Raw genomic sequence first — 22,970 nt, forward strand, 5'->3', positions numbered from 1 at the left:
GACCTGAGATGACCGAGACGAACCGACCCACCCGACGCCTCTCCGAGGCAGGCGTGTCCATCTGGCTGGACGACCTCTCGCGCGAGCGCCTCGACACCGGCAACCTGGCCGGCCTCGTCGACTCCCACGACGTCGTCGGCGTCACCACCAACCCCACGATCTTCGCCGCCGCGCTCTCCGCGGGGACCGCGTACGACAGCGCGCTGACCGCTCTCGCCGGCACCGACGTCGAGGCCGCGGTCGAGGCCATCACCACCGACGACGTCCGCTCCGCGGCGGACGTGCTGCGCGGCGTCTACGACGCCACGGACGCCGTCGACGGCCGGGTCTCCATCGAGGTCGACCCGCGGCTCGCCCGAGACACCGCGGCCACGGTCGCCACCGCGCGACGCCTGTGGGAGACGGTCGACCGCCCCAACATCATGATCAAGATCCCCGCCACGGTCGAGGGCCTGCCCGCGATCACCGAGTCCCTCGCCGCCGGGTTCAGCGTCAACGTCACCCTCATCTTCTCGATCGAGCGCTACCGCCAGGTCATGGACGCCTTCCTGACCGGGCTGGAGCAGGCCCGCGACAACGGGCACGACCTCGCCCCCATCGGGTCGGTCGCCTCATTCTTCGTCTCGCGGGTGGACGCCGCGGTCGACGCCGCGCTCGACGACGTCGGCACCGACGGTGCGCTCGCCCTGCGCGGCCGCGCCGCGATCGCCAACGCACGACTCGCGTACGCCGCGTACCAGGAAGTCTTCACGTCCGAGCGCTGGCAGCGCCTCGCCACCGCCGGCGCGCAGCCGCAGCGCCCGCTGTGGGCCTCCACCGGCGTGAAGGACCCGGCCTACCCGGACACGCTCTACGTCACCGAGCTGGTGGCGCCGGGTGTCGTCAACACCATGCCGCAGGCCACCCTCGACGCCTTCGCGGACCACGGCGAGATCGTGGGCGACACGGTCAGCGGAACGGCCGACGAGGCGGCCGCGACCCTGCACGCGGTCGAGGCCCAGGGCATCTCGCTGGACGAGGTGACGGCACGGCTCGAGGACGAGGGCGTGTCCAAGTTCGAGAAGAGCTGGGACGAGCTGCTCACCACCACCAAGACCGGGCTCGACGCCGCCGGCGCGTGAGCGGACCCGGCACGACACCAGCCACTCTTCAGCACCACGAACGCACGACGAGAGAGACGGGGCACCGTGAGACCGGCCAAGATCACTGCTGAGCAGAACCCGCTGCGCGACCCGCTCGACCTCCGGCTCCCCCGGATCGCCGGGCCGTGCGGGCTGGTCATCTTCGGGGTCACCGGCGACCTCTCGCGCAAGAAGCTGATGCCCGCGGTCTACGACCTCGCCAACCGTGGCCTGCTGCCGCCCGGGTTCGCCCTCACGGGGTTCGCCCGCCGCGACTGGGACGACCAGGACTTCGCCCAGATCGTCCACGACGCGGTGAAGGAGCACGCCAGGACACCGTTCCGCGAGGCGACGTGGAAGCAGCTGAGCGAGGGCATCCGGTTCGTGCAGGGGTCGTTCGACGACCCCGAGGCGTTCGAGCGCCTGCGCAGCACCGTGGAGGACCTCGACGCCGAGCGCGGCACGGGCGGCAACCACGCCTTCTACCTGTCGGTCCCGCCGAGCGCCTTTCCCCTGGTGTGCGAGCAGCTCTCCCGCTCCGGGCTGTCCGAGTCGGCCGACGACGCGTGGCGCCGGGTCGTCATCGAGAAGCCGTTCGGGCACGACCTCGCCTCCGCCCAGGAGCTCGACGCGGTGGTCTCCAAGGTCTTCGAGCCGGAGTCGGTGTTCCGCATCGACCACTACCTCGGCAAGGAGACGGTCCAGAACATCCTGGCGCTGCGGTTCGCCAACCAGCTCTTCGAGCCGCTGTGGAACAGCAACTACGTCGACCACGTGCAGATCACCATGGCGGAGGACATCGGCATCGGTGGTCGCGCCGGCTACTACGACGGCGTCGGTGCGGCGCGCGACGTCATCCAGAACCACCTGCTGCAGCTCCTCGCCCTGGTGGCGATGGAGGAGCCCGTCAACTTCGACGCCGACGCGCTGCGTGCGGAGAAGATCAAGGCGCTCTCCTCCGTCCGGCTCCCCCGCGACCTCGGCCGGCACACGGCGCGCGGCCAGTACGCCACGGCCTGGCAGGGTGGCGAGAAGGTCCCGGGCTTCCTCGAGGAGGAGGGCTTCAACCCCGAGTCCACCACCGAGACGTACGCGGCGGTCCGCCTGGACATCGACAACCGGCGCTGGGCCGGGGTGCCGTTCTACCTGCGCACCGGCAAGCGCCTCGGCCGCCGCGTCACCGAGGTGGCCGTCGTGTTCAAGACGGCCCCGCACCTGCCGTTCGAGAGCTCGCTGACCTCGGACCTGGGCAGCAACGCCCTCGTGATCCGTGTCCAGCCGGACGAGGGCGTCACGATGCGGTTCGGCGCGAAGGTGCCGGGAACCGCGATGGAGGTCCGCGACGTCACGATGGACTTCGGCTACGGGCACTCCTTCACCGAGTCCTCCCCCGAGGCCTACGAACGGCTCATCCTCGACGTCCTGCTGGGCGACCCGCCGCTGTTCCCCACGCGCGAGGAGGTCGAGCTGTCGTGGAAGATCCTGGACCCGGTCATCGCGCACTGGGCGCACAAGGGCCGCCCGGAGCCCTACCCGTCGGGGTCCTGGGGTCCGCCGTCGGCGGACGCCATGATGGCCCGCGACGGCCGCACGTGGCGCCGTCCCTGACCCGCCGGCACGACGAAGGAGCACACCCATGATCATCGACATGCCGGACACCACGACGAACGCGGTCAGCAAGCGGCTCGACCACCTGCGCGACGAGGGCGGCGCCGTCGCGCTCGGCCGCGTCCTGACCCTGGTGGTCGTCGCCGTCGAGGAGGATGTCGAGGCGGCGGTGGCCGCCGCCAACGAGGCCAGCCACGAGCACCCCTGCCGCGTCGTCGTCGTCGCGCCGCTCGCGGCCCGGGCCACGGCCGGCAGGCTCGACGCCCAGATCCGGGTCGGCGGTGACGCCGGCGCCTCGGAGGTCGTCGTCCTGCGGTGCGCCGAGCCGCTGACGGACCACCCCGACACACTCGTCATGCCGCTGCTGCTGCCGGACGCGCCCATCGTCCTGTGGTGGCCCACCGGTGGGCCGGACGACCCGACCGCCGACCCGCTGGGCTCCATGGCCCAGCGGCGCATCACCGACACGACCAAGGCCACCGACCCCGTGGCCATGCTCGGACGTCTCGCCGGCTCGTTCACCGAGGGCGACACCGACCTCGCGTGGGCGCGGGTCACCCTGTGGCGTGGGCTCATCGCCGCCGCCATCGACCAACCCCCGTACGAGCCGGTCACCTCGGTCCGGGTCGAGGGCCAGGCGCAGCACACCTCGCTCGACCTGCTGGCCGCCTGGCTGGGACTGAAGCTGCGGTGCCCGGCCACGGTGGTCCGGACACCGGGGGCCGACGCCATCACCCGGGTCACGCTCGAGCGCAAGAGCGGTCCGATCGTGCTGGACCGCCCGGACGGCCGCCTGGTGACGATCAGCCAGTCCGGCAAGCCCGAGCGCCGCATGTCGCTGCCGATCCGGTCGCTGTCCGAGGCACTCATCGAGGAGCTCCGACGCCTGGACCCCGACGAGATCTACGGCCAGGTGCTCGGCAAGGGCCTGAACCGCGTCGAGACCGTGGACCAGACCGCATGAGCACCCGACTCGTCGTGGTCCACCCCGACGCCTCCGTCCTCGCCGAGGCCGCGGCGGCCCGGCTGCTCACCCGGGTGCTCGACGTCCAGTCGGTGCGGAGACCGGTCCACCTCGTCCTCACCGGGGGCACCGTCGGGATCAAGGCGCTCGCCGCCGTCGCCGCGAGCCCGCTGCGCGACGCGGTGGACTGGTCCGGCGTCCACCTGTGGTGGGGCGACGAGCGGTTCCTGCCGGCCGGCGATCCCGACCGCAACGAGACCCAGGCCCGCGAGGCGCTCGTCGACGACCTCCTGGCGTCCTCGGGCCTGCCCGCACGCCACGTCCACGCGATGCCCTCGTCCGGCGACGGACCGGGCGAGGCCGTCACGCCGGAAGCGGCAGCGACGGCGTACGCCGCCGAGCTGGCGTCGTTCGCGCCGGACGGCGGTCACGTGCCGCTGTTCGACGTGCTGCTGCTGGGCATGGGGCCTGACGGCCACGTGGCGTCCCTGTTCCCCGAGCACCCCGCCCTGGGCGCCTCCGGCACGGTCGTCGGTGTCCATGGCTCGCCCAAGCCACCGCCGGAACGCGTCTCCCTGACGTTCGCGGCGATCGGCGCCGCCCGCGAGGTGTGGGTCGTCGCCGCGGGTGCGGAGAAGGCGGCCCAGACCGCTGCGGCCCTGTCGGACGGCCCGGTGACTCAGGTCCCCGCCGTCCGCGCGGTGGGACACGATCGCACCCTGTGGCTGCTCGACGCCGCCGCGGCTGCCTCCGCCGCCTGACGACGCGCTGCCCGCCCCGGCGCCACGGGCCTCCGGGGCGCCGGATCACCAGGGACGGCCCGGGGGCTACCTCGCAGGCAGGTTAGCCCCCGGACGACCGCCAGCCGTCAGCTCGCCTGTCGGAGCCCCGAGCGCTTCGCCCGGAGAGTCTCGAGCGCCTCCTCCAGCAGGGCCGCGCCCTCGTCCTCCGAGCGCCGCTCCTTCACGTACGCCAGGTGGGTCTTGTACGGCTCGTTGCGCAACGGTGCCGGCGGGTTCGACCGGTCCTGGCCGGCGGGGAAGCCGCACCGCGGGCAGTCCCAGTGCTCAGGAGGCTCGATGTCCTCCACGGCGGCGAAGCTCGGGCGTGTCTCGTGACCGTTGAGACACCAGTAGGAGACCGCGGTCCGCGGCGCGATCTCGCCACGTTCCTGCTCTCCCATGGGTCCGGCCCCGACGCGCGAGCCACGGATGGCGTGTCCAGCAGATGCCACGTGTCGTCCTCACCTTCGACTCAGTGGGCGATGCCCACGGACGATCCTCGTGCCTGACGGCGCCCCCGATGCCGCCCGACGCCGCGCCCCCGCTGCGGCTCGTTGGTCCGTCAGCTCACCTTGGTGGCGAGACCGAGGAGCACGATGACCACGACCCACACCAGGGCGATGCCCACGGTGATGCGGTTGAGGTTGCGCTCGGCGACCCCGGAGCTGCCCGCCGCGCTCGACATCCCGCCCCCAAACATGTCGGACATGCCCCCACCCTTGCCCTTGTGCATCAGGATGAGCAGGATCAGGAACGCGCTGGTGATCACCAGCACGACGTTCAGGAAGATGGTCAACGCGGCGAACATGGGGTGTCCTCAGTTCTCGGCCGCCTCACGGCGGGCTGACGGTGCCGGGATTGCCCGGCGGGCTCAAGACTAGGTGACGAACGCCTCTCGTGGCGAACCCCTCGCATGACCGAGGGGTGACCGCCACGAGAGGCGTTCGGGGTGGACGGTGCGCGCCGCGCGCCGTCCGACGGGCTCACGCGACGTGCGACTGGTACCGCGCGATCTTCGCGAACTCCTCCGGGTCGAGGCTCGCCCCGCCGACCAGTGCGCCGTCGACGTCCGGCTGCTCCATGATCTGCGCGACGTTGCCCGACTTGACCGAGCCCCCGTACAGGACTCGCACGCCCGCCGCGAGCCCGTCGTCGTACAGCTCGGCGAGCCGGGTGCGGATCGCGCCGCAGACCTCCTGCGCGTCCTCGGGCGTGGCGACCTCGCCCGTGCCGATGGCCCACACGGGCTCGTAGGCGACGACGACGTCCTTGGCCTGCGCGGCGGGCACCCCGTCCAGCGCGGCGTCGAGCTGCGCCAGCGTGAACGACACCTGGTCGCCCGCCTTGCGCACGTCGAGCCCCTCGCCGACGCAGAGGATCGGCGTGACGCCCTTGCCGAACGCGGCCTTGACCTTCGCGTTGACGACGGCGTCGCTCTCGGCGTGGTACTCGCGGCGCTCGGAGTGCCCGACAGCGACATAGGTGCAACCGAGGCGGGAGATCATCCCCGCCGAGACTTCGCCGGTGTAGGCACCGGACTCGTGCTGGGAGACGTCCTGCGCCCCGTAGCGGATCTCGAGCTTGTCCGCGTCCACGAGGGTCTGCACCGAGCGCAGGTCGGTGAACGGCGCGAGCACCGCCACCTCCACCGCGGAGTAGTCGTGCGTGGCGTCCTTGAGCGTCCACGCCAGCTTCTGGACCGCCGCGATCGCCTCGGCGTGGTCCAGGTTCATCTTCCAGTTGCCCGCCATCAGCGGCGTGCGGTTCGTGGCCACAGTCGTGTCCTTCGTGTCGTGGTGGTTGGGATCGTGGAGGGTCTTCGGTTCAGTCCGCCAGGACCGTCAGGCCCGGCAGCTCCTTGCCCTCGAGCAGCTCGAGACTCGCTCCCCCACCCGTCGAGATGTGGCTGAAGCCGTCCTCGTCGAAGCCGAGGATCCGGACCGCCGCGGCGGAGTCGCCGCCTCCGACGATCGAGAACGCCCCAGAGGCGGTGGCCTCCACGATGCCCTGTGCGACCGCGCGGGTACCGCCGGCGAAAGCCTCGAACTCGAAGACCCCCATGGGGCCGTTCCAGGCGATGGTCTTGGCGTCGGCCAGCTTGGCCGCGAACAGCCTGCCGGACTCCGGACCGATGTCCAGGCCGATCTTACCGTCGGGGATCGCGTCGGCAGCGACCGTCGTGTGCGGCGAGTCCGCGGCGAACGAGTCGGCGGCGACGATGTCCGTCGGCAGCACGATCTCGACACCGTTCTTCTCCGCCTCGGCCAGGTAGCCGCGCACGGTGTCGACCTGGTCCTCCTCGAGCAGCGAGGCGCCGACCGAGTGGCCCTGCGCCGCGAGGAAGGTGAACACCATGCCGCCACCGATCAGCAGGCGGTCGGCCTTGGTCAGCAGGTTGGCGATCACGCCCAGCTTGTCCGAGACCTTCGAGCCGCCCAGCACGACGGCGTACGGGCGCTCCGGGTCGGTCGTGGCACGCGAGAGCGACTGGACCTCCTTGAGCACCAGGTCGCCCGCCCCCGACGGCAGGATCTGCGCGACGTCGTACACCGACGCCTGCTTGCGGTGCACCACGCCGAAGCCGTCAGAGACGAAGGCGTCGGCCAGCTCGGCGAGCTCGCCGGCCAGCTCCGCCCGCTCGGCGTCGACCTTGGAGGTCTCGCGGGCGTCGAAGCGGACGTTCTCCAGCAGGGCCACCTGTCCGTCGCCCAGCGCCTCGACGGTGGCACGGGCCGAGTCCCCGACCAGGTCCGTGGCCAGCGCCACGTCCTGGCCGAGCAGCTCGCCGAGGCGAGCGGCGACCGGGGCCAGCGAGTACTTCTCGTCCGGGGTGCCCTTCGGGCGCCCCAGGTGGGCCATGACGACGACGCGCGCACCGGCGTCGGCCAGCCGCTGGAGCGTGGGCAGCGCCGCACGGATGCGACCGTCGTCCGTGATGGTCGTGCCGTCCAGCGGCACGTTGAAGTCGGAGCGGACCAGGACGCGTCGCCCGCGCAGGTCTCCGAGAGTGTCGATCGTCTTCATGAGCTCACCTCGTGCAGGAAGGTCGGGTGGTGGCGGGGTGCTCGTGACACGACGACGTCCGCGGGTGCGGCGGCCCGCTCGTCACGGGGACGGGCGGACCGCGCACCCGCGGACGTCGTGGTCACGCTCGGGCGTGGCGGTTCGTCAGAGCTTCTCGCCGACGAGCTCCGTCAGCGACACGAGGGAGTTGGAGTAGCCCCACTCGTTGTCGTACCAGGAGACGACCTTGACCTGGTTGCCGATCACCTTGGTGAGCTTCGCGTCGAAGATGCTCTGGTGCGGGTCGGTCACGATGTCGGAGGAGACGATGTCGTCCTCGACGTAGGACAGCACGCCCTTGAGCGGGCCCTCGGCGGCAGCCTTGACCGCGGCGTTGACCTCCTCGACCGTGACGTCCTTCGGGGCCTCGAAGGTCAGGTCCGTGGCCGAGCCGGTGATGACGGGGACGCGCAGGGCGTAACCGTCCAGCTTGCCCTTGAGCTCCGGGAGCACCAGGGCGACGGCCTTGGCCGCACCGGTCGTCGTCGGGACGATGTTCTGCGCGGCGGCGCGGGCGCGACGCAGGTCCTTGTGGGGACCGTCCTGCAGGTTCTGGTCGCCGGTGTAGGCGTGGATCGTGGTCATCAGGCCACGCTCGATGCCGATCGAGTCGTTGAGGGCCTTGGCCAGCGGCGCGAGGCAGTTGGTGGTGCACGACGCGTTCGAGATGATGTGGTGCGCGGCCGGGTCGTACTGGTCGCTGTTCACACCCATGACGAAGGTCGCGTCCTCGTTCTTCGCCGGGGCGGAGATGATGACCTTCTTGGCGCCGGCGTCGATGTGCGCCTTGGCCTTGGTGGCGTCGGTGAAGAAGCCGGTGGACTCGATGACGATGTCCGCACCGAGCTCGCCCCAGGGGAGGTTGGCCGGGTCGCGCTCGGCCAGGGCACGGATCTTGGTGCCGTCGACGATGATGTTGTCGTCGTCGAACTCGACGGCCTTGCCGAAGCGACCCAGGGTGGTGTCGTACTTCAGCAGGTGCGCGAGCGTCTTGTTGTCGGTCAGGTCGTTGACGCCCACGACCTCGATGTCCGCACCGGACTCGACGAGAGCCCGGTAGAAGTTACGTCCGATGCGGCCGAAGCCGTTGATGCCGACGCGGATGGTCACGATAGCCCTCCTCAGGGCGCGCCGGATCCGAACCGGCGCACACGGTTGATGCCAACTCTCGCGCGCACTCGGCGCGCTGGTAGACACGGAGCCACCCCGGAGGTCCCGTGACGCATGGCCGGGACATCAAACCCAGGGTCACACCGTCGTCACCTGACACCTCGGAGCCTATACCCATCCGTTGCCGGGTGCTGACTCCGGTCCCCCGTGAGACAGGTGGTCCGACCAGTGGGCGTCACGGGCCTCACAGGTCCAGCAGGTCCGGCGACAGGCCTGCCTCGGTGTCCGGGACACCGAGGTCCATCGCCCGCTTGTCCGCCGTGGAGAGCAGCCTGCGGATCCGCCCCGCGACCGCGTCCTTGGACAGGGGCGGCGCCGCGAGCTGACCCAGCTCCTCCAGCGACGCCTGCTTGTGGGCCAGGCGCAGCTCGCCCGCCTCGCGCAGGTGGTCGGGCACCTCGTCGCCGAGGATCTCGAAGGCACGCTGGACCCGGGCACCCGCCGCGACCGCCGCGCGGGCCGACCGTCGCAGGTTCGCGTCGTCGAAGTTCGCCAGCCGGTTCGCGGTGCCCCGGACCTCTCGCCGTGCCCGGCGCTCCTCCCACGTCCGGCGCGTGGACACCGCGCCCATCCGGCGCAGGACCTCGCTGATCGCGTCGCCGTCGCGGACCACGACACGGTCGATGCCGCGCACCTCGCGCGACTTCGCCTGCACCCCGATCCGTCGCGCCGCGCCGACCAGCGCCAGCGCGGCCTCCGGGCCCGGGCAGGTCACCTCCAGCGACATCGACCGGCCCGGCTCCGTCAGCGATCCGTGCGCCAGGAACGCGCCGCGCCACACCGCCTCGGCGGCGTCCACCCCGCCCGAGACGACCTCCGGGGCCAGCCCCCGCACCGGACGCCCCCGCGAGTCCAGCAGACCCGTCTGCCGGGCCAGGGACTCGCCGTCGCGCACCACCCGCACCACGTACCGGTCGTTCTTGCGCAGGCCTCCGGCACGGACCACGATGAGCTCGCTCGTGTGCCCGTACAGGTCCCCGATCGCCCGGCGCAGCCGTGCCGCCGCCGACTCCGTGTCGAGCTCCGCCTCGATCACCACGCGCCCCGAGATGATGTGCAGACCGCCCGAGAACCGCAGCATCGCCGAGACCTCGGCCTTGCGGCACGACGTCCGGGTCACCATGTGCCGGGACAGCTCGTCCTTCACCTCTACCGTCAGCGCCATGGCGTCATCCTGCCACGCGCCCGTGACCTGCGCCGTCGAGGTCGCGGGTCGATCGGCTCACCGGGCGACGGCGCCCTCGAAGACGTCCCGGTACGCCGCGGCGAGCCGCAACGGGTCGTGGCGCGGCGTGCCGTCGCCGCGCGCCACCGGTGCCACGACGAGGCGCGCACCGAGCGCGTCCGCCGCCGCGTGCAGCTCGTCGAGATCGTCCACGGCCGAGGGGTCGGCCAGCACGGCGTCGATGCTCAGGTCAGGAGCGTGCCGACGCAGCGCCGCCAGGTGCTCCGGCGCAGACAGCCCGTGCGTCTCCCCCGGCTCCGCGCTGAGGTTGAGGGTGACGCAGCGCCGCGCGGACGTCGCGTGCAGCGCGGCAGCGAGACCCGGCACGAGCAGGTGCACCAGGACTGACGAGTACCAGGAGCCCGGGCCCAGGACCACCCAGTCGGCGTCCAGCACCGCACGGACCGCCTCCGGGCACGCCGGCGGTTCGGCGGGGTCGAGACGCAGCTGGTCGATCCGGCCGCCGCAGCGCGCGACGCTGCTCTGGCCGACGACGGTCGTCGCGACGCCGTGGTCGACGATGTCGGCCTCCACCACCAGCGGCACGGAGGCCATGGGCAGGACCCGGCCCCGTGCACCGAGCAGGCGTCCGACCCAGTCGAGGCCGGCCACGGTGTCCCCCAGGCGTTCCCACAGCGAGACGATGAGGAGGTTGCCCATCGCGTGCCCGTCGAGGTCGCCACCGGTGGTGAACCGGTGCTGCAGCAGGTCGCTCCACGTGCGCCCCCACTCCGAGTCGTCGCAGAGGGCGGCCAGCGCCATGCGCAGGTCACCCGGCGGCAGCACGTCGAGCTCGTCGCGCAGCCGACCCGACGACCCGCCGTCGTCCGCCACGGTCACGACGGCGGTCAGCTGTTCGGTCAGGAGCCGCAGCGCCTGCAGGCTGGCGGACAGGCCGTGGCCCCCGCCGAGGGCCACCGTCCGAGGTCCCTCGGGCCCGCCCAGGCCACGGGCGCCCTGGTGGTGCCGCTCCGTCCCGGCACCGGGTGTCGTCACGCTCAGCGGTCACTCCTTCCCGAGGTCGCGCGCCGTGACCGTCACCCGCTGGCCCGACGCCCGCAGGCGATCGGCGATCTCTCCCGCGATGGCGACCGACCGGTGCTTGCCGCCGGTGCAGCCGACGGCGATCGTGGCATAGCGCTTCTCCTCCGCGAGGTAGCCCGCCAGCACGGGTTCGAGCGCCGCGACGTACCGCTCGACGAACTCCGTGGCGCCGGGCCGGGCGAGCACGTAGCTGCGCACCGCCTCGTCCTGCCCGGTGAGGTGCCGCAGCTCGGAGATCCAGTACGGGTTGGCCAGGAACCGCACGTCCGCGACGTGGTCGGCGTCGAGCGGCAGCCCGTACTTGAAGCCGAAGGCGACCACGTTGATCCGCAACGCGTCGACCGCGCCGACGGCGACCGCGTCCCGCACCTCCTTGGCCAGGTCGTGGACGGACAGCCCGGTCGTGTCGATGACCACGTCCGCACGCTCGGCGATGGACGCCAGCACGCGGCGCTCCGCGGCGATCCCGTCCAGGATACGCCCGTCGCCCTGCAGGGGGTGCGGGCGCCGCACGCTCTCGAACCTGCGCACCAGGACCGCGTCGGAGGCGTCCAGGAACAGGATCCGGTAGTTGACACCCCCCTCGCGCAGGTGACCGAGGGCCTCGGCGAGCTCCGGGAAGTACTCGCGGCCGCGGACGTCGACGACGACGGCGAGCTGGTCGACCGACGACCCGGCCTTGGTCATCAGGTCGACGAGCGGCACGATCATCAGCGGCGGGAGGTTGTCGACCACGAACCAGTCGAGGTCCTCCAGGACGCCGGCGGCACGGGAGCGGCCCGCGCCGGACATGCCCGTGATGATGAGCACCTCGGGGTCGGAGCGTGGGGGTGCGGGCGTCGAGGCCTCGGCCGCGGCGATGCCCTGCGGGACGGTGATGGGCGACGGTTCGCTCATGTGCTCAGCATGCCAGTCCGGTCGCCCCCGCCGGTGCTCGCCGGGCCGGGCGCGTCGGTGCTCGCGAGCGCGTCGACCACGGCCTGCGCCGTCCGCGCGCCCACGCCCTTGACCTCGGCGATCTCCTCGACGCTCGCACCGCGGAGCCGCTTGACCGACCCGAACCTCGCCAGCAGCGCCTGCTGGCGCGCCGGCCCGAGCCCCGGCACGCCGTCGAGCACGGACGACACCATGCCCTTGCTGCGCCGCCGCCGGTGCTGGGCGATGGCGAACCGGTGCGCCTCGTCGCGCACCCGCTGCAGCAGGTACAAGGCCTGGGAGGCACGCTGCAGGATGACCGGGTAGTCGTCGTCGGGCACCCAGACCTCCTCCAGACGCTTGGCGAGACCGCACAGGGCGACGTCCGTCACGCCGAGCTCGGCCAGCGCGCGCGCCGCTGCCGCGACCTGGGGCGGGCCACCGTCGACCACGACGAGCTGCGGAGGATAGGCGAACCGTCGCCGCTCGTCGGACTCCTCCTGCGGCCCGACCTCGCCCGACGCGACGAGCTCGCCGGAGGCGTGCCGGTCGTCGAGGTACCGTCGGAAACGCCGGGTGATCACCTCGTGCATCGCGGCCGTGTCGTCGGCCGCACCGTCGCCGTCCGGCCCGCGCACGGAGAACGAGCGGTACTCGCCCTTGCGAGGCAGACCGTCCTCGAACACGACCATCGACGCCGACTGGTACGAACCCTGGGTGTGCGAGACGTCGTAGCACTCGATCCGCAGCGGCGCCTCCTCGAGGCCGAGCGCCTCCTGCAGCTCGGCGAGCGCCTGGCTGCGGGTGGTGAGGTCTCCGGCCCGCCGCGTGCGGTGCAGGGCGAGCGCCTGCTCGGCGTTGGTGCGGACCGTCGCGGCGAGCTCACGCTTGTCCCCGCGCTGCGGGACCCGGACGTCGACGCGGGCGCCGCGCAGACCGGCCAGCCAGGTGCTGACCTGCTCCAGGTCCGTCGGCAGCACGGGCACGAGCACCTCGCGCGGGACGGCGTCCCGCGCGGCGGCACGCGCCTCGGGCGCGGGGACCGCCGGGTCGCGGACGTCGCCGACGGCCCCGTAGACCTGCTGCAGAAGGTGCTCGACGAGCTCCGCGTCGGTGATGTCCTCGACCTTCTCCACGACCCAGCCCCGCTGACCGCGGATCCGGCCGCCACGCACGTGGAAGACCTGCACCGCCGCCTCGAGGTCGTCACCCGCCAGGGCGAAGACGTCGGCGTCCGTCGCGTCCGAGAGCACCACGGCGTTCTTCTCCGTCACGCGCCGCAGGGCCGCCAGGTCGTCACGCAGCCGGGCGGCCCGCTCGTACTCGAGGGCGGCGGCGGCGTCGGCCATCTCCCGCTCGAGCCGCCGCACGAACCTGCCCGTGTCACCGGCCATGAAGTCGCACAGGTCGTTCGCCAGCGCGTGGTGGTCCTCGGGGCTGATCCGCCCCACGCACGGGGCGGCGCACTTGTCGATGTAACCGAGCAGGCACGGTCGCCCCGACTGCTCGGCACGCCGGTACACGCCGGCCGAGCACGTCCGCACGGGGAAGACCCTGAGCAGCAGGTCGAGGGTCTCGCGGATCGCCCACGCGTGCCCGTAGGGCCCGAAGTACCGAGTCCCGGGGCGCTTGGCGCCGCGCATCACCTGGGCCCGCGGGATCGCCTCACCCATCGTCACGGCGAGGTACGGGTACGACTTGTCGTCGCGGTACTTGACGTTGAACCGGGGGTCGTACTCCTTGATCCAGGAGTACTCCAGGGCCAACGCCTCCACCTCGGTGCCCACGACGGTCCACTCGACCGAGGCCGCGGTGGTCACCATCTGCTGGGTGCGGTGGTGCAGGTTGGCGACGTCCTGGAAGTAGTTCGACAGCCGCTGGCGCAGGTTCTTCGCCTTGCCGACGTAGATGACGCGGCGATGCGCGTCGCGGAACCGGTAGACGCCCGGCGAGGTCGGGATCTCCCCCGGTCGAGGACGGTAGGTCGCGGGGTCGGCCATGGGCCCAGGCTAGGTCAGGACACCGACAACCCGAGAACCGCTCAGGCGGCGGCCTCGGCGACGTGCAGCGGTGCCGGCTCGACGATCACGGTGAAGTTCACGCTGCGCGCCAGGAAGCACAGCGCGTGCGCGCGGTGGTGCAGGTCGGCGACGTGCTCGTCGGTGGCCCGCGGCCCGGGGTCGACGACGACGCGGTGACGCAGCGTCACGTCCGTGAACTGTCCCTCCCCCCGCGACTCGACCCGCATCGTGCCCGTCACGTCGTCCACGTACTCCCGGACCGCCAGGCCGCTCTCCGCGGCCAGGTGCAGGAACCACAGCATGTGGCACTGGGACAGGCTCGCCACGAACAGGTCCTCGGGGCTGTACCGAGCGGGGTCGCCCCGGAACGCAGGGTCCGCCGAGCCGGGGATCCCCGGCCTGCCGGGCACGGCGACGTCGTGGGCACGGGTGTAGGCGGTGTACGACGACGTCACCGCCTCCGGGCTGCCCGGCTCGATGCCGGATGCCGGCCAGCTGACGGCGACCGTGTACTGGTGGTGGGCTCCCATGGCGACACCGTAGAGCTTCAGGCCGCGTCGCGCTTGGTGGCCCGCGCCTTCTTCGCGTTCCGTCGCCGCACCGGTCCCGCCGGTGCCGGCGAGGTCGCCGCCGGAGCCGCGACCGGGACGTCGGGGTGGTCGGCCAGCGACTCGGCGAGATAGCGTCCGGTGTGGCTCTCGGCGACGGCGGCCACCTGCTCGGGGGTTCCCTCGGCGACGACGAGCCCGCCGCCCGAGCCGCCCTCGGGTCCCATGTCCACGACCCAGTCGGCACTCTTGATGACGTCCAGGTTGTGCTCGATGACCAGCACGGTGTTGCCCTTGTCGGCGAGCGACTGCAGCACGCCGAGCAGCTTGCGGATGTCCTCGAAGTGCAGTCCGGTCGTCGGTTCGTCGAGGACGTAGACGGTCCGCCCGGTGGAGCGCTTCTGCAGCTCGCTGGCGAGCTTGACGCGCTGCGCCTCACCGCCGGAGAGCGTCGGGGCCGGCTGCCCGAGCCGGACGTAGCCGAGCCCGACGTCGACCAGGGTGCTCAGGTGGCGCGAGATCGCCGGGAACGCCGCGAAGAACTCCGCGGCCTCCTCGATGGGCATCGCCAGGACGTCGGCGACCGTCCTGCCCTTGAAGTGGACCTCGAGGGTCTCGCGGTTGTACCGCGCCCCGTGGCACACCTCGCAGGGCACGTAGACGTCGGGCAGGAAGTTCATCTCGATCTTCAGCGTGCCGTCGCCCGAGCACGCCTCGCACCGGCCGCCCTTGACGTTGAAGGAGAAGCGGCCGGGCCCGTAGCCGCGCACCTTCGCCTCCTCCGTCTCGGCGAAGATCTTGCGGACCCGGTCCCACACGCCGGTGTAGGTGGCCGGGTTGGACCGCGGCGTGCGTCCGATCGGCCCCTGGTCGACGTGCACGACCTTGTCCAGCTGCTCCGTGCCGGTCACGCGGGTGTGCCGGCCGGGTACCTGGCGTGCCCCGTTGAGCTCGTTGGCCAGCACCGTGTGCAGGATCGAGTTGACCAGCGTGGACTTGCCCGACCCCGAGACGCCCGTGACCGCGGTGAGGACCCCGAGGGGGAAGGAGACGTCGATGTCGCGCAGGTTGTTCTCCCGGGCGCCCACGATCGTCACCTGACGCTCCGGGTCGACGCCCCGGCGTGCCGTCGGCAGCGCGATGCTCCGCCTCCCGGCCAGGTAGGCGCCGGTCATCGACCCCTCGGCCTCGAGCAGCCCGGCGAGGTCGCCGGAGTGCACGACGGCGCCCCCGTGCTCGCCCGCACCCGGTCCCACGTCGACGATCCAGTCGGCCGCGCGCACCGTGTCCTCGTCGTGCTCGACGACGATCAGGGTGTTGCCCAGGTCGCGCAGGCGCGTGAGCGTCTCGATGAGCCGCCGGTTGTCGCGCTGGTGCAGCCCGATGCTGGGTTCGTCCAGCACGTACAGCACGCCGACCAGACCCGAACCGATCTGGGTCGCGAGCCGGATGCGCTGCGCCTCACCGCCGGAGAGCGTGCCCGCCGCCCGCTCCAGCGTGAGGTAGTGCAGCCCGACGTCCAGCAGGAAGCCCAGCCGCGCATGGATCTCCTTGAGCACCTCACCGGCGATCGCCGTCTCGCGCTTGCCCAGCTCGAGGGCGTCGAGGTACTCCTTCGCGTCGCCGATCGGCAGTCGGCAGACGTCCCAGATCGACTTCGAGCCGACCTTGACCGCGAGGACCTCCGGCTTGAGGCGCGCGCCCTGACACTGCGGGCACGGGACCTCTCGCATATAGGCCTCGTAGCGTTCCTTGGACCAGTCGGACTCCGTCTCGGCGTGCCGGCGCTCGATGAACGTCACCGCTCCCTCGAACCCGGTCGAGTACTGGCGCTCCCGGCCCCACCGGTTGCGGTACTTCACGTGCACCTGGTGGTTGCGCCCGTGCAGGATCGCCTCCCTGGCGCGCTGCGGCAGCGCGCGCCAGGGCACGTCCATCGAGAACTTCATCTCCTCGGCCAGCGCACCCAGGACCCGCTCGAAGTACTCCGACGAGGTCTGCGACCACGGCGCGACGGCGCCCTCGCGCAGCGTGCGCTCCGTGTCCGGCACGACGAGCTCGGGATCCACCTCGAGCCGGAAGCCGATGCCCGTGCACTCCGGGCAGGCGCCGTAGGGCGCGTTGAACGAGAACGTGCGGGGCTCGATCTCGTCGAGGCTCAGCGGGTGGTCGTTGGGGCACGACCGCTTCTCGGAGTACTTCAGCAGCCGCGGGGCGTCGTCCCCGGTCTCGCCGGTCTGGCCGCCGGCGTCGACCAGGTCGATCATCACCAGACCACCGGCCAGGCCGAGCGCGGTCTCGACGGAGTCGGTCAGGCGGCGCTGCACACCCTCTCGCGCGACGAGCCGGTCCACCACGACCTCGATGTCGTGCTTGACCTTCTTCTCCAGCGCCGGCGGGCTGCTGAGCTGGACGGTCTCGCCGTCGACGCGCGCCCGCGAGAACCCCTGCGCCTGCAGCTCGGCGAAGAGGTCGAGGTACTCCCCCTTGCGCCCCCGCACCACGGGTGCCAGCACCTGGTAGCGCGTGCCCTCGGGCAGGTCGAGGATCTTGTCCACGATCTGCTGCGGCGTCTGCGCCTGGACCGGCTCGTCGCAGACCGGGCAGTGCTGCGTCCCGGCGCGCGAGAACAGCAGTCGCAGGTAGTCGTAGACCTCGGTGATCGTCCCGACCGTGGACCGGGGGTTGCGGTTGGTCGACTTCTGGTCGATCGAGACGGCCGGGCTCAGCCCCTCGATGAAGTCGACGTCCGGCTTGTCCATCTGCCCGAGGAACTGGCGCGCGTACGCGGACAGGGACTCGACGTAGCGCCGCTGGCCCTCGGCGAAGATCGTGTCGAACGCCAACGACGACTTCCCGGACCCGCTCAAGCCCGTGAACACGATGAGCGCGTCCCGCGGCAGGTCCAGGTCGACGTTGCGGAGGTTGTGCTCGCGGGCACCGGAGACGACGAGGCGATTGCTCACCGCAGCATCGTACGGCCCACCACCGACACTCGTACAGGTGTTCCATGTCACGGTGCTGCGGGCTGCCTGCGGACACCTCCGCCGGACGCCGCGCGGAGATGCTTTGATGACGCCATGAGTGTCTACGCCGTCACCTACGTCTACACCGCCGACAGCACCGCGGCCCGTGACCGTGCGCGCCCCGCGCACCGCGATCACCTGCAGGCGCTGTGCGCCGACGGCGCGGTCCTGGTCTCCGGGCCGCTGCCCGCCACCGACGGCGAGCCGGACGGTGCTCTCATCGTCGTGAGCGCACCCTCGGCCGCGGAGGCGACCGCGCTGCTCGACACCGATCCGTTCCGGCGCGAGGGACTCGTCGCCGAGATGTCCGTCCGGGAATGGGCGCCGGTCATCGGCGGCTTCGCGGGGTGATCCCCGTGGCCCGGGCACCCGCCCGGGCCACGGGGCCCCTCGTGCTCAGGGTCGGGCGACGGAGCGCGCCGCGTAGTGGTCCGAGGACGCGCGCTGCCACATCAGCACCACCGTCGTGGCCACGAGCGCCAGCTGGAGGACGCCCAGCACCGCCGTGCCCGCCACGTCGGCCTGGGCGAGCCCGGAGAGGAAGTTCAGCGCGTACAGCCCGGCGAGCACCGTGCCGACGACACGCGCCCACGACCTGCCCTGGCCGTTCTTGACGGCCATCCACGACCAGAGACCGGCAGAGATCACTCCGCCGGCGACGATGCCCGCCACGATCACGCCCTCCATCATGGACAGGAACTCCGGCGTGGCCAGCTCCGGCATCCCCTGGGCGGCGAACTCCTGTGCCACCAGCGCGTTCACGGTGTCGACCATGAAGAAGGCGACGACGGCGCCGAGCAGGCTCAGCACCGCGCCGACCCACATCAGCGAGACGGCGAGGCGCAGCGGCCGCGGCGGCCCGTCCGGTGCGAGATGCTCGGACCAGGGGGTCGGCGACGGGGCTGCGGATCCGTCCGCGGGCAAGTACCGGCCGTACTCCGGCAGGTGCCCGCCGTCGGCCGGCGGAGGTCCGTCCGCACCATCGAGGGGCGGCTGGGGCGGGTGCGAGCTCTTGGACACGGCGAATCTCCTCAGGTCGACGACGACGGCCCAGTATGTCGCACCTGCTCAGCGCAGGTCGCGACCGGAGTCCTCGGGCGACGTCGCCGAGGCCCCCTCGACCAGGACCTGCGCAGGGACCACCGGGTTCCGGCGGGTCTTGATCAGGCTCGCCACCGTCGCGACGGCGAGAGAGCCGAGGATCACGAGCAGCGAGAGCCAGATCGGCACCTCGGGCACCCACTCGATCGGCTCCCCACCGTGGACGAAGGGCAGCGTGTTGCCGTGCATGGCTTCCATGATCAGCTTCACCCCGATGAAGCCCAGGATCACCGAGAGCGCGACGGGCAGGTAGACGAGCCGCTCCAGGAGCCCTCCGAGCAGGAAGTAGAGCTGACGCAACCCCATGAGGGCGAAGACGTTCGTGGTGAAGACGATGAACGGGTCCTTCGTCAGGCCGAAGATGGCCGGGATCGAGTCCAGGGCGAACAGCAGGTCGGTCGTGCCGATCGCGACGAACACCACGAGCATCGGGGTCCACAGACGCCTGCCGTCGACGACCGTGCGGACCTTGGCGCCGTCGTAGGCGTCCGCGACCGGCAGGACCCGGCGCAGGAGACGGATCGCGACGTTCTCCTTGTACTCCTCGTCCCCGTCGCCGGCGAGCAGCTTGACGGCCGTGTACAGCAGGAACGCGCCGAAGAGGTAGAAGACGGCCAGGAACTGCTCGATCAGCGCGGCGCCCGCCAGGATGAAGCCCGCTCTGAGCACGAGCGCGACGATGATGCCCACCATCAGCACCTTCTGCTGGTGCTCCCTCGGCACCGCGAACCGGGACATGATGATGACGAAGATGAACAGGTTGTCGATGCTGAGCGAGTACTCGGTCAGCCAGCCGGCGTAGAACTCGCCTGCCGGTGCGGCGCCTCCGACGGCAAGCACGACGACGCCGAAGACGACCGCCAGGCTCACGTACACCGCGACCCAGATGCCGCTCTCCTTCATCGACGGCACGTGCGGCCGTCGACCGACGATCGCCAGGTCCGCGACCAGGATCAGCGCGATCGCTCCGAGCGCCACCACCTCGAACAGCACGGGCAGCTCGTGGGTCATCCGTCGCCCTTCTCGGCCGGGAGGCCGACGCGCTGGTCGCGGCGGGTCTTCAGGAGGGACGCGACGGTGGTGACGGCGAGCACCACCACGATGAACGCCAGCGAGTAGCTCGTGGGGATCTCGGGGATCGCCTCGACGTGCTGGCCGCCGTTGACGAACGGCAGCTCGTTGGTGTGCAGGGCGTGGATGATCAGCTTCACACCGATGAACCCGAGGATCGCGGCCAGCCCGTAGTTGAGGAACACCAGCCGGTCGAGCAGGCCGTCGACGAGGAAGTAGAGCTGGCGCAGGCCGAGCAGCGAGAAGGCGTTGGCCGCGAAGACCAGGAACGTCTCCTGTGTCAGCCCGAAGATCGCCGGGATCGAGTCGACGGCAAAGAGCAGGTCCGCGCTGCCGATCGCGACCATCACGATGAGCATCGGTGTGATGTAGCGCTTGCCGTCGATCCGGACGGTCATCCGGTGGTCCACGTAGTCGTCGGTGGTCCGGAACACCCGCCGGGTCAGCCGGAGCACCGCGTTCTCGGTGAACTCCTCGTCGTGATCGGTCCCGGCGCGGGCCTGGGCGATCGCGGTCCACACGAGGAACGCGCCGAACACGTAGAAGATCCAGGCGAAGTTCGCGATCAGGGCCGCGCCGGCCAGGATGAAGATCGTCCGCAGCACGAGCGCGATCGTGATGCCGATGAGCAGCACGCGCTGCTGGTGCTCCCGGGGAACGCGGAAGCTCGTCATGATCAGGACGAACACGAAGAGGTTGTCGACGCTGAGCGACTTCTCCGTGATGTAGCCGGCGAAGTACTCGCCGCCGTACTGGCTGCCCCAGCCGGCGAAGACGAGCCCTCCGAAGGCGACCGCCACCGCCACGTAGGCGAGCGACCACCAGGCCGACTCCTTGAGCGTCGGCGCGTGCGGCGTGCGCACGTGCCCGACGTAGTCGACGGCCAGCATCGCCAGGATCGCGGCGACGGTGGCGACCCATACCCATCCAGGGACGTCCATGACAGATCCTTCCGGTACGCAGAACGAGGCACCGGAGGTCTCTCTCACCCAGGGACGTCCCGGGTGGGTGAGACCGGACCGGCACCGACGCCGGTCGTACTGACGACCTCACCGCTTGGGAGATACTCCCCTCCAACGAGCGCCCAGCATACGACACGAGGAAGGCCCGGACGCCGACACGGGAGCCGCCCACGGACGGTCCGATGTGCGTGGCCGTGAGGCCGGGGCGCGGGCACACCCCCGACCTCTCCTCGTCAGCCCGTGGCCGCCCTCATCTGGCGCAGCTCCTTCTTGAGCCCGCCGATCTCGTCGCGCAGGCGTGCCGCCACCTCGAACTGCAGCTCGGCGGCGGCGGCGTGCATCTGGTCGCTGAGCTCCTGGATGAGCTCGGCGAGCTCCTCGGCCGCCAGGCCCGCCAGCCGGTTGCCCGACGTCGAGGCCTCCTTCGGCGACCCGGGCACAGGGGCCTTCCCGCGGGAATCGCCGGCAGCCTTGCGATATCCCCCCGCCAACAGCTCCGCGGTGTCGATGTCCTCGCGCGCCAGCATGTCGGTGACGTCGGCGATCCGCTTGCGCAACGGCTGCGGGTCGATGCCCCGCTCGGCGTTGTACGCCTGCTGCTTCTCGCGCCGGCGGTTCGTCTCGTCGAGCGCGAACTGCATCGCCGGGGTCACCTTGTCGGCATACATGTGCACCTGACCGGTGACGTTCCTGGCCGCGCGCCCGATGGTCTGGATCAGCGAGCGCTCCGACCGCAGGAAGCCCTCCTTGTCGGCGTCGAGGATGGCCACGAGCGAGACCTCTGGCAGGTCGAGCCCCTCACGCAGCAGGTTGATGCCGACGAGCACGTCGTACTCCCCCATGCGCAGCTCGCGCAGCAACTCGACCCGTCGCAGGGTGTCGACCTCGGAGTGCAGGTAACGCACCCGCACGTCCTTGCCCAGGAGGTAGTCGGTGAGGTCCTCGGCCATCTTCTTGGTCAGGGTGGTGACCAGCACCCGCTCGTTGCGGTCGACACGGTCACGGATCTCGCCGAGCAGGTCGTCGATCTGGCCCGTGGTGGGCTCGACCACCACCTCGGGGTCGACCAACCCGGTGGGCCGGATGATCTGCTCCACCACGCCGTCGGACATCGAGAGCTCGTAGTCGCCGGGGGTGGCGGACAGGTACACCGTCTGGCCGATCCGCTCGACGAACTCCTCCCACCGCAACGGCCGGTTGTCCATCGCGCTCGGCAGCCGGAACCCGTGGTCGACGAGGGCACGCTTGCGCGACATGTCGCCCTCGAACATCGCGCCGATCTGCGGGACCGTCACGTGGGACTCGTCGATGACGAGCAGGAAGTCCTCGGGGAAGTAGTCGAGCAGGGTGTTCGGTGGCGTGCCGCCCTCACGGCCGTCGATGTGCCGTGAGTAGTTCTCGATGCCGTTGCAGGTCCCGATCGAGCGCATCATCTCGATGTCGTAGGTGGTGCGCATGCGCAGCCGCTGGGCCTCAAGCAGCTTGTTCTGCTTCTCCAGGTCCGCCAGACGAGCCTCGAGCTCGGCCTCGATGGTGCCGATCGCCCGCTCCATCCGCTCGGGGCCCGCCACGTAGTGGGTCGCGGGGAACAGGTAGACGCTCTGCTCGTTGCGGATCACGTCCCCCGTCAGCGGGTGCAACGTCTGGATCGTCTCGATCTCGTCGCCGAACAGCTCGATGCGGACCGCGAGCTCCTCGTACACGGGGATGATCTCCACGGTGTCGCCCCGCACCCGGAACGTGCCCCGGGTGAACGCCATGTCGTTGCGCGAGTACTGCATCTGCACGAACCTGCGCAGCATCTCGTCGCGGTCGACCACGTCGCCGACCTCCAGCCGCACCATCCGGTCGACGTACTCCTGCGGCGTGCCCAGGCCGTAGATGCACGACACGGACGCCACGACGACGGTGTCGCGCCGCGTCAGGAGGTTCGACGTCGCGGAGTGCCTCAGCCGCTCCACCTCGTCGTTGATCGACGAGTCCTTCTCGATATAGGTGTCCGTCTGCGCGATGTACGCCTCGGGCTGGTAGTAGTCGTAGTAGGAGACGAAGTACTCGACGGCGTTGTTCGGCAGCAGCTCGCGGAACTCCGTGGCGAGCTGCGCCGCGAGCGTCTTGTTCGGCGCCATGATGAGGGTCGGACGCTGCAGCTTCTCGATGAGCCAGGCCGTCGTCGCGCTCTTGCCGGTGCCCGTGGCACCCAGCAGGACGACGTCCTTCTCCCCCGCCCGGACACGCTCGGCGAGCGCACCGATCGCCGCGGGCTGGTCGCCGCTGGGCTCGAAATCGGAGATCACCTCGAAGGGAGCAACGGTGCGCTGCAGGTCGGTCACGGGTCGCATACCCCCA

At 71.2% G+C, this 22,970-nt stretch carries 20 protein-coding genes; 5 read left to right on the top strand and 15 right to left on the bottom strand.

Features of this window, described 5'->3' with window-relative positions:
* The first annotated feature begins 8 nt into the window (after nt 1-8).
* From tal to pgl, 4 genes are all read left to right on the top strand, one after another.
* Complete coding sequence (gene tal, locus AC3RJ8_RS09130) at nt 9-1,121, top strand: transaldolase (protein ID WP_489712338.1); 1,113 nt, start codon at nt 9-11, stop codon at nt 1,119-1,121.
* Nucleotides 1,122-1,187: 66 nt separating this feature from the next.
* Nucleotides 1,188-2,729, top strand: coding sequence for a glucose-6-phosphate dehydrogenase (gene zwf, locus AC3RJ8_RS09135; RefSeq protein WP_489712339.1), 1,542 nt, complete (start codon nt 1,188-1,190; stop codon nt 2,727-2,729).
* Between the two features lie 28 nt (nt 2,730-2,757).
* Nucleotides 2,758-3,693, top strand: a complete 936-nt coding sequence (gene opcA / locus AC3RJ8_RS09140) for a glucose-6-phosphate dehydrogenase assembly protein OpcA (RefSeq protein ID WP_489712340.1) — start codon at nt 2,758-2,760, stop codon at nt 3,691-3,693.
* Complete coding sequence (gene pgl / locus AC3RJ8_RS09145) at nt 3,690-4,454, top strand: 6-phosphogluconolactonase (protein WP_489712341.1); 765 nt, start codon at nt 3,690-3,692, stop codon at nt 4,452-4,454. The genes opcA and pgl overlap by 4 nt, the downstream gene beginning before the upstream one ends.
* Before the next feature lie 107 nt (nt 4,455-4,561).
* On the opposite strand, the gene AC3RJ8_RS09150 is transcribed toward pgl, so the two are convergent.
* From AC3RJ8_RS09150 to uvrA, 11 genes are all read right to left on the bottom strand, one after another.
* Complete coding sequence (locus tag AC3RJ8_RS09150) at nt 4,562-4,876, bottom strand: RNA polymerase-binding protein RbpA (protein ID WP_489715607.1); 315 nt, start codon at nt 4,874-4,876, stop codon at nt 4,562-4,564.
* A 161-nt stretch (nt 4,877-5,037) separates the two neighbouring features.
* Nucleotides 5,038-5,283: a preprotein translocase subunit SecG gene (gene secG / locus AC3RJ8_RS09155; protein ID WP_407317919.1), complete on the bottom strand. Its 246-nt coding sequence runs from the start codon at nt 5,281-5,283 to the stop codon at nt 5,038-5,040.
* 175 nt (nt 5,284-5,458) lie between these two features.
* Complete coding sequence (tpiA, locus tag AC3RJ8_RS09160; RefSeq protein WP_489715608.1) at nt 5,459-6,226, bottom strand: triose-phosphate isomerase; 768 nt, start codon at nt 6,224-6,226, stop codon at nt 5,459-5,461.
* A 73-nt stretch (nt 6,227-6,299) separates the two neighbouring features.
* Entirely contained in the window at nt 6,300-7,499 is a 1,200-nt protein-coding gene (locus AC3RJ8_RS09165; RefSeq protein WP_489712342.1) for a phosphoglycerate kinase, read from the bottom strand.
* 144 nt (nt 7,500-7,643) lie between these two features.
* Entirely contained in the window at nt 7,644-8,648 is a 1,005-nt protein-coding gene (gene gap, locus AC3RJ8_RS09170; protein WP_489712343.1) for a type I glyceraldehyde-3-phosphate dehydrogenase, read from the bottom strand.
* 244 nt (nt 8,649-8,892) lie between these two features.
* A complete protein-coding gene (whiA, locus tag AC3RJ8_RS09175; protein WP_489712344.1) occupies nt 8,893-9,873 on the bottom strand; it encodes a DNA-binding protein WhiA in 981 nt (326 codons plus the stop codon).
* A gap of 57 nt (nt 9,874-9,930) precedes the next feature.
* Complete coding sequence (locus AC3RJ8_RS09180) at nt 9,931-10,878, bottom strand: gluconeogenesis factor YvcK family protein (protein WP_489715609.1); 948 nt, start codon at nt 10,876-10,878, stop codon at nt 9,931-9,933.
* A gap of 60 nt (nt 10,879-10,938) precedes the next feature.
* Nucleotides 10,939-11,874 (bottom strand): RNase adapter RapZ, encoded by a 936-nt coding sequence (rapZ, locus tag AC3RJ8_RS09185; protein ID WP_489712345.1) that lies wholly within the window; start codon nt 11,872-11,874, stop codon nt 10,939-10,941.
* A complete protein-coding gene (uvrC, locus tag AC3RJ8_RS09190; RefSeq protein WP_489712346.1) occupies nt 11,871-13,892 on the bottom strand; it encodes an excinuclease ABC subunit UvrC in 2,022 nt (673 codons plus the stop codon). Before uvrC ends, rapZ begins: the two co-directional genes overlap by 4 nt.
* Nucleotides 13,893-13,933: 41 nt before the next feature.
* A complete protein-coding gene (locus AC3RJ8_RS09195; protein ID WP_489712347.1) occupies nt 13,934-14,443 on the bottom strand; it encodes an OsmC family protein in 510 nt (169 codons plus the stop codon).
* Between the two features lie 17 nt (nt 14,444-14,460).
* Nucleotides 14,461-17,427 carry an excinuclease ABC subunit UvrA gene (gene uvrA, locus AC3RJ8_RS09200; protein ID WP_489712348.1) on the bottom strand — a complete coding sequence of 989 codons (2,967 nt, stop codon included), beginning with the start codon at nt 17,425-17,427 and terminating at the stop codon, nt 14,461-14,463.
* Nucleotides 17,428-17,541: 114 nt separating this feature from the next.
* Between uvrA and AC3RJ8_RS09205 the strand changes: the two genes are divergently transcribed.
* Nucleotides 17,542-17,838: a YciI family protein gene (locus AC3RJ8_RS09205; RefSeq protein ID WP_489712349.1), complete on the top strand. Its 297-nt coding sequence runs from the start codon at nt 17,542-17,544 to the stop codon at nt 17,836-17,838.
* Between the two features lie 45 nt (nt 17,839-17,883).
* Here AC3RJ8_RS09205 and AC3RJ8_RS09210 read toward each other — a convergent pair whose 3' ends face one another.
* The 4 genes from AC3RJ8_RS09210 to uvrB all read right to left on the bottom strand — a co-directional run bounded on the left by AC3RJ8_RS09210 (nt 17,884) and on the right by uvrB (nt 22,963).
* Nucleotides 17,884-18,507, bottom strand: coding sequence for a hypothetical protein (locus AC3RJ8_RS09210; RefSeq protein WP_489712350.1), 624 nt, complete (start codon nt 18,505-18,507; stop codon nt 17,884-17,886).
* A 48-nt stretch (nt 18,508-18,555) separates the two neighbouring features.
* Complete coding sequence (locus AC3RJ8_RS09215; protein WP_489712351.1) at nt 18,556-19,599, bottom strand: TerC family protein; 1,044 nt, start codon at nt 19,597-19,599, stop codon at nt 18,556-18,558.
* The gene (locus tag AC3RJ8_RS09220) at nt 19,596-20,600 is read right to left on the bottom strand and encodes a TerC family protein (RefSeq protein WP_489712352.1); all 1,005 of its coding nucleotides are present in this window, start codon (nt 20,598-20,600) and stop codon (nt 19,596-19,598) included. Before AC3RJ8_RS09220 ends, AC3RJ8_RS09215 begins: the two co-directional genes overlap by 4 nt.
* A gap of 254 nt (nt 20,601-20,854) precedes the next feature.
* The gene (gene uvrB / locus AC3RJ8_RS09225) at nt 20,855-22,963 is read right to left on the bottom strand and encodes an excinuclease ABC subunit UvrB (protein WP_489712353.1); all 2,109 of its coding nucleotides are present in this window, start codon (nt 22,961-22,963) and stop codon (nt 20,855-20,857) included.
* Between the last annotated feature and the right edge of the window lie 7 nt (nt 22,964-22,970).

The organism is Isoptericola sp. MSGPD8_1_ISO-PGPR-S23-394, assembly GCF_058072785.1.

Excerpts from the sequence above, each read along its gene's own strand:
- tal (WP_489712338.1), top strand. The coding sequence starts at position 9 with ATGACCGAGACGAACCGACCCACCCGACGCCTCTCCGAGGCAGGCGTG.
- opcA (WP_489712340.1), top strand. The coding sequence starts at position 2,758 with ATGATCATCGACATGCCGGACACCACGACGAACGCGGTCAGCAAGCGG.
- pgl (WP_489712341.1), top strand. The coding sequence starts at position 3,690 with ATGAGCACCCGACTCGTCGTGGTCCACCCCGACGCCTCCGTCCTCGCC.
- AC3RJ8_RS09150 (WP_489715607.1), bottom strand. The coding sequence starts at position 4,876 with ATGGGAGAGCAGGAACGTGGCGAGATCGCGCCGCGGACCGCGGTCTCC.
- secG (WP_407317919.1), bottom strand. The coding sequence starts at position 5,283 with ATGTTCGCCGCGTTGACCATCTTCCTGAACGTCGTGCTGGTGATCACC.
- tpiA (WP_489715608.1), bottom strand. The coding sequence starts at position 6,226 with ATGGCGGGCAACTGGAAGATGAACCTGGACCACGCCGAGGCGATCGCG.
- AC3RJ8_RS09165 (WP_489712342.1), bottom strand. The coding sequence starts at position 7,499 with ATGAAGACGATCGACACTCTCGGAGACCTGCGCGGGCGACGCGTCCTG.
- whiA (WP_489712344.1), bottom strand. The coding sequence starts at position 9,873 with ATGGCGCTGACGGTAGAGGTGAAGGACGAGCTGTCCCGGCACATGGTG.
- rapZ (WP_489712345.1), bottom strand. The coding sequence starts at position 11,874 with ATGAGCGAACCGTCGCCCATCACCGTCCCGCAGGGCATCGCCGCGGCC.
- uvrC (WP_489712346.1), bottom strand. The coding sequence starts at position 13,892 with ATGGCCGACCCCGCGACCTACCGTCCTCGACCGGGGGAGATCCCGACC.
- AC3RJ8_RS09195 (WP_489712347.1), bottom strand. The coding sequence starts at position 14,443 with ATGGGAGCCCACCACCAGTACACGGTCGCCGTCAGCTGGCCGGCATCC.
- AC3RJ8_RS09205 (WP_489712349.1), top strand. The coding sequence starts at position 17,542 with ATGAGTGTCTACGCCGTCACCTACGTCTACACCGCCGACAGCACCGCG.
- AC3RJ8_RS09215 (WP_489712351.1), bottom strand. The coding sequence starts at position 19,599 with ATGACCCACGAGCTGCCCGTGCTGTTCGAGGTGGTGGCGCTCGGAGCG.
- AC3RJ8_RS09220 (WP_489712352.1), bottom strand. The coding sequence starts at position 20,600 with ATGGACGTCCCTGGATGGGTATGGGTCGCCACCGTCGCCGCGATCCTG.
- uvrB (WP_489712353.1), bottom strand. The coding sequence starts at position 22,963 with ATGCGACCCGTGACCGACCTGCAGCGCACCGTTGCTCCCTTCGAGGTG.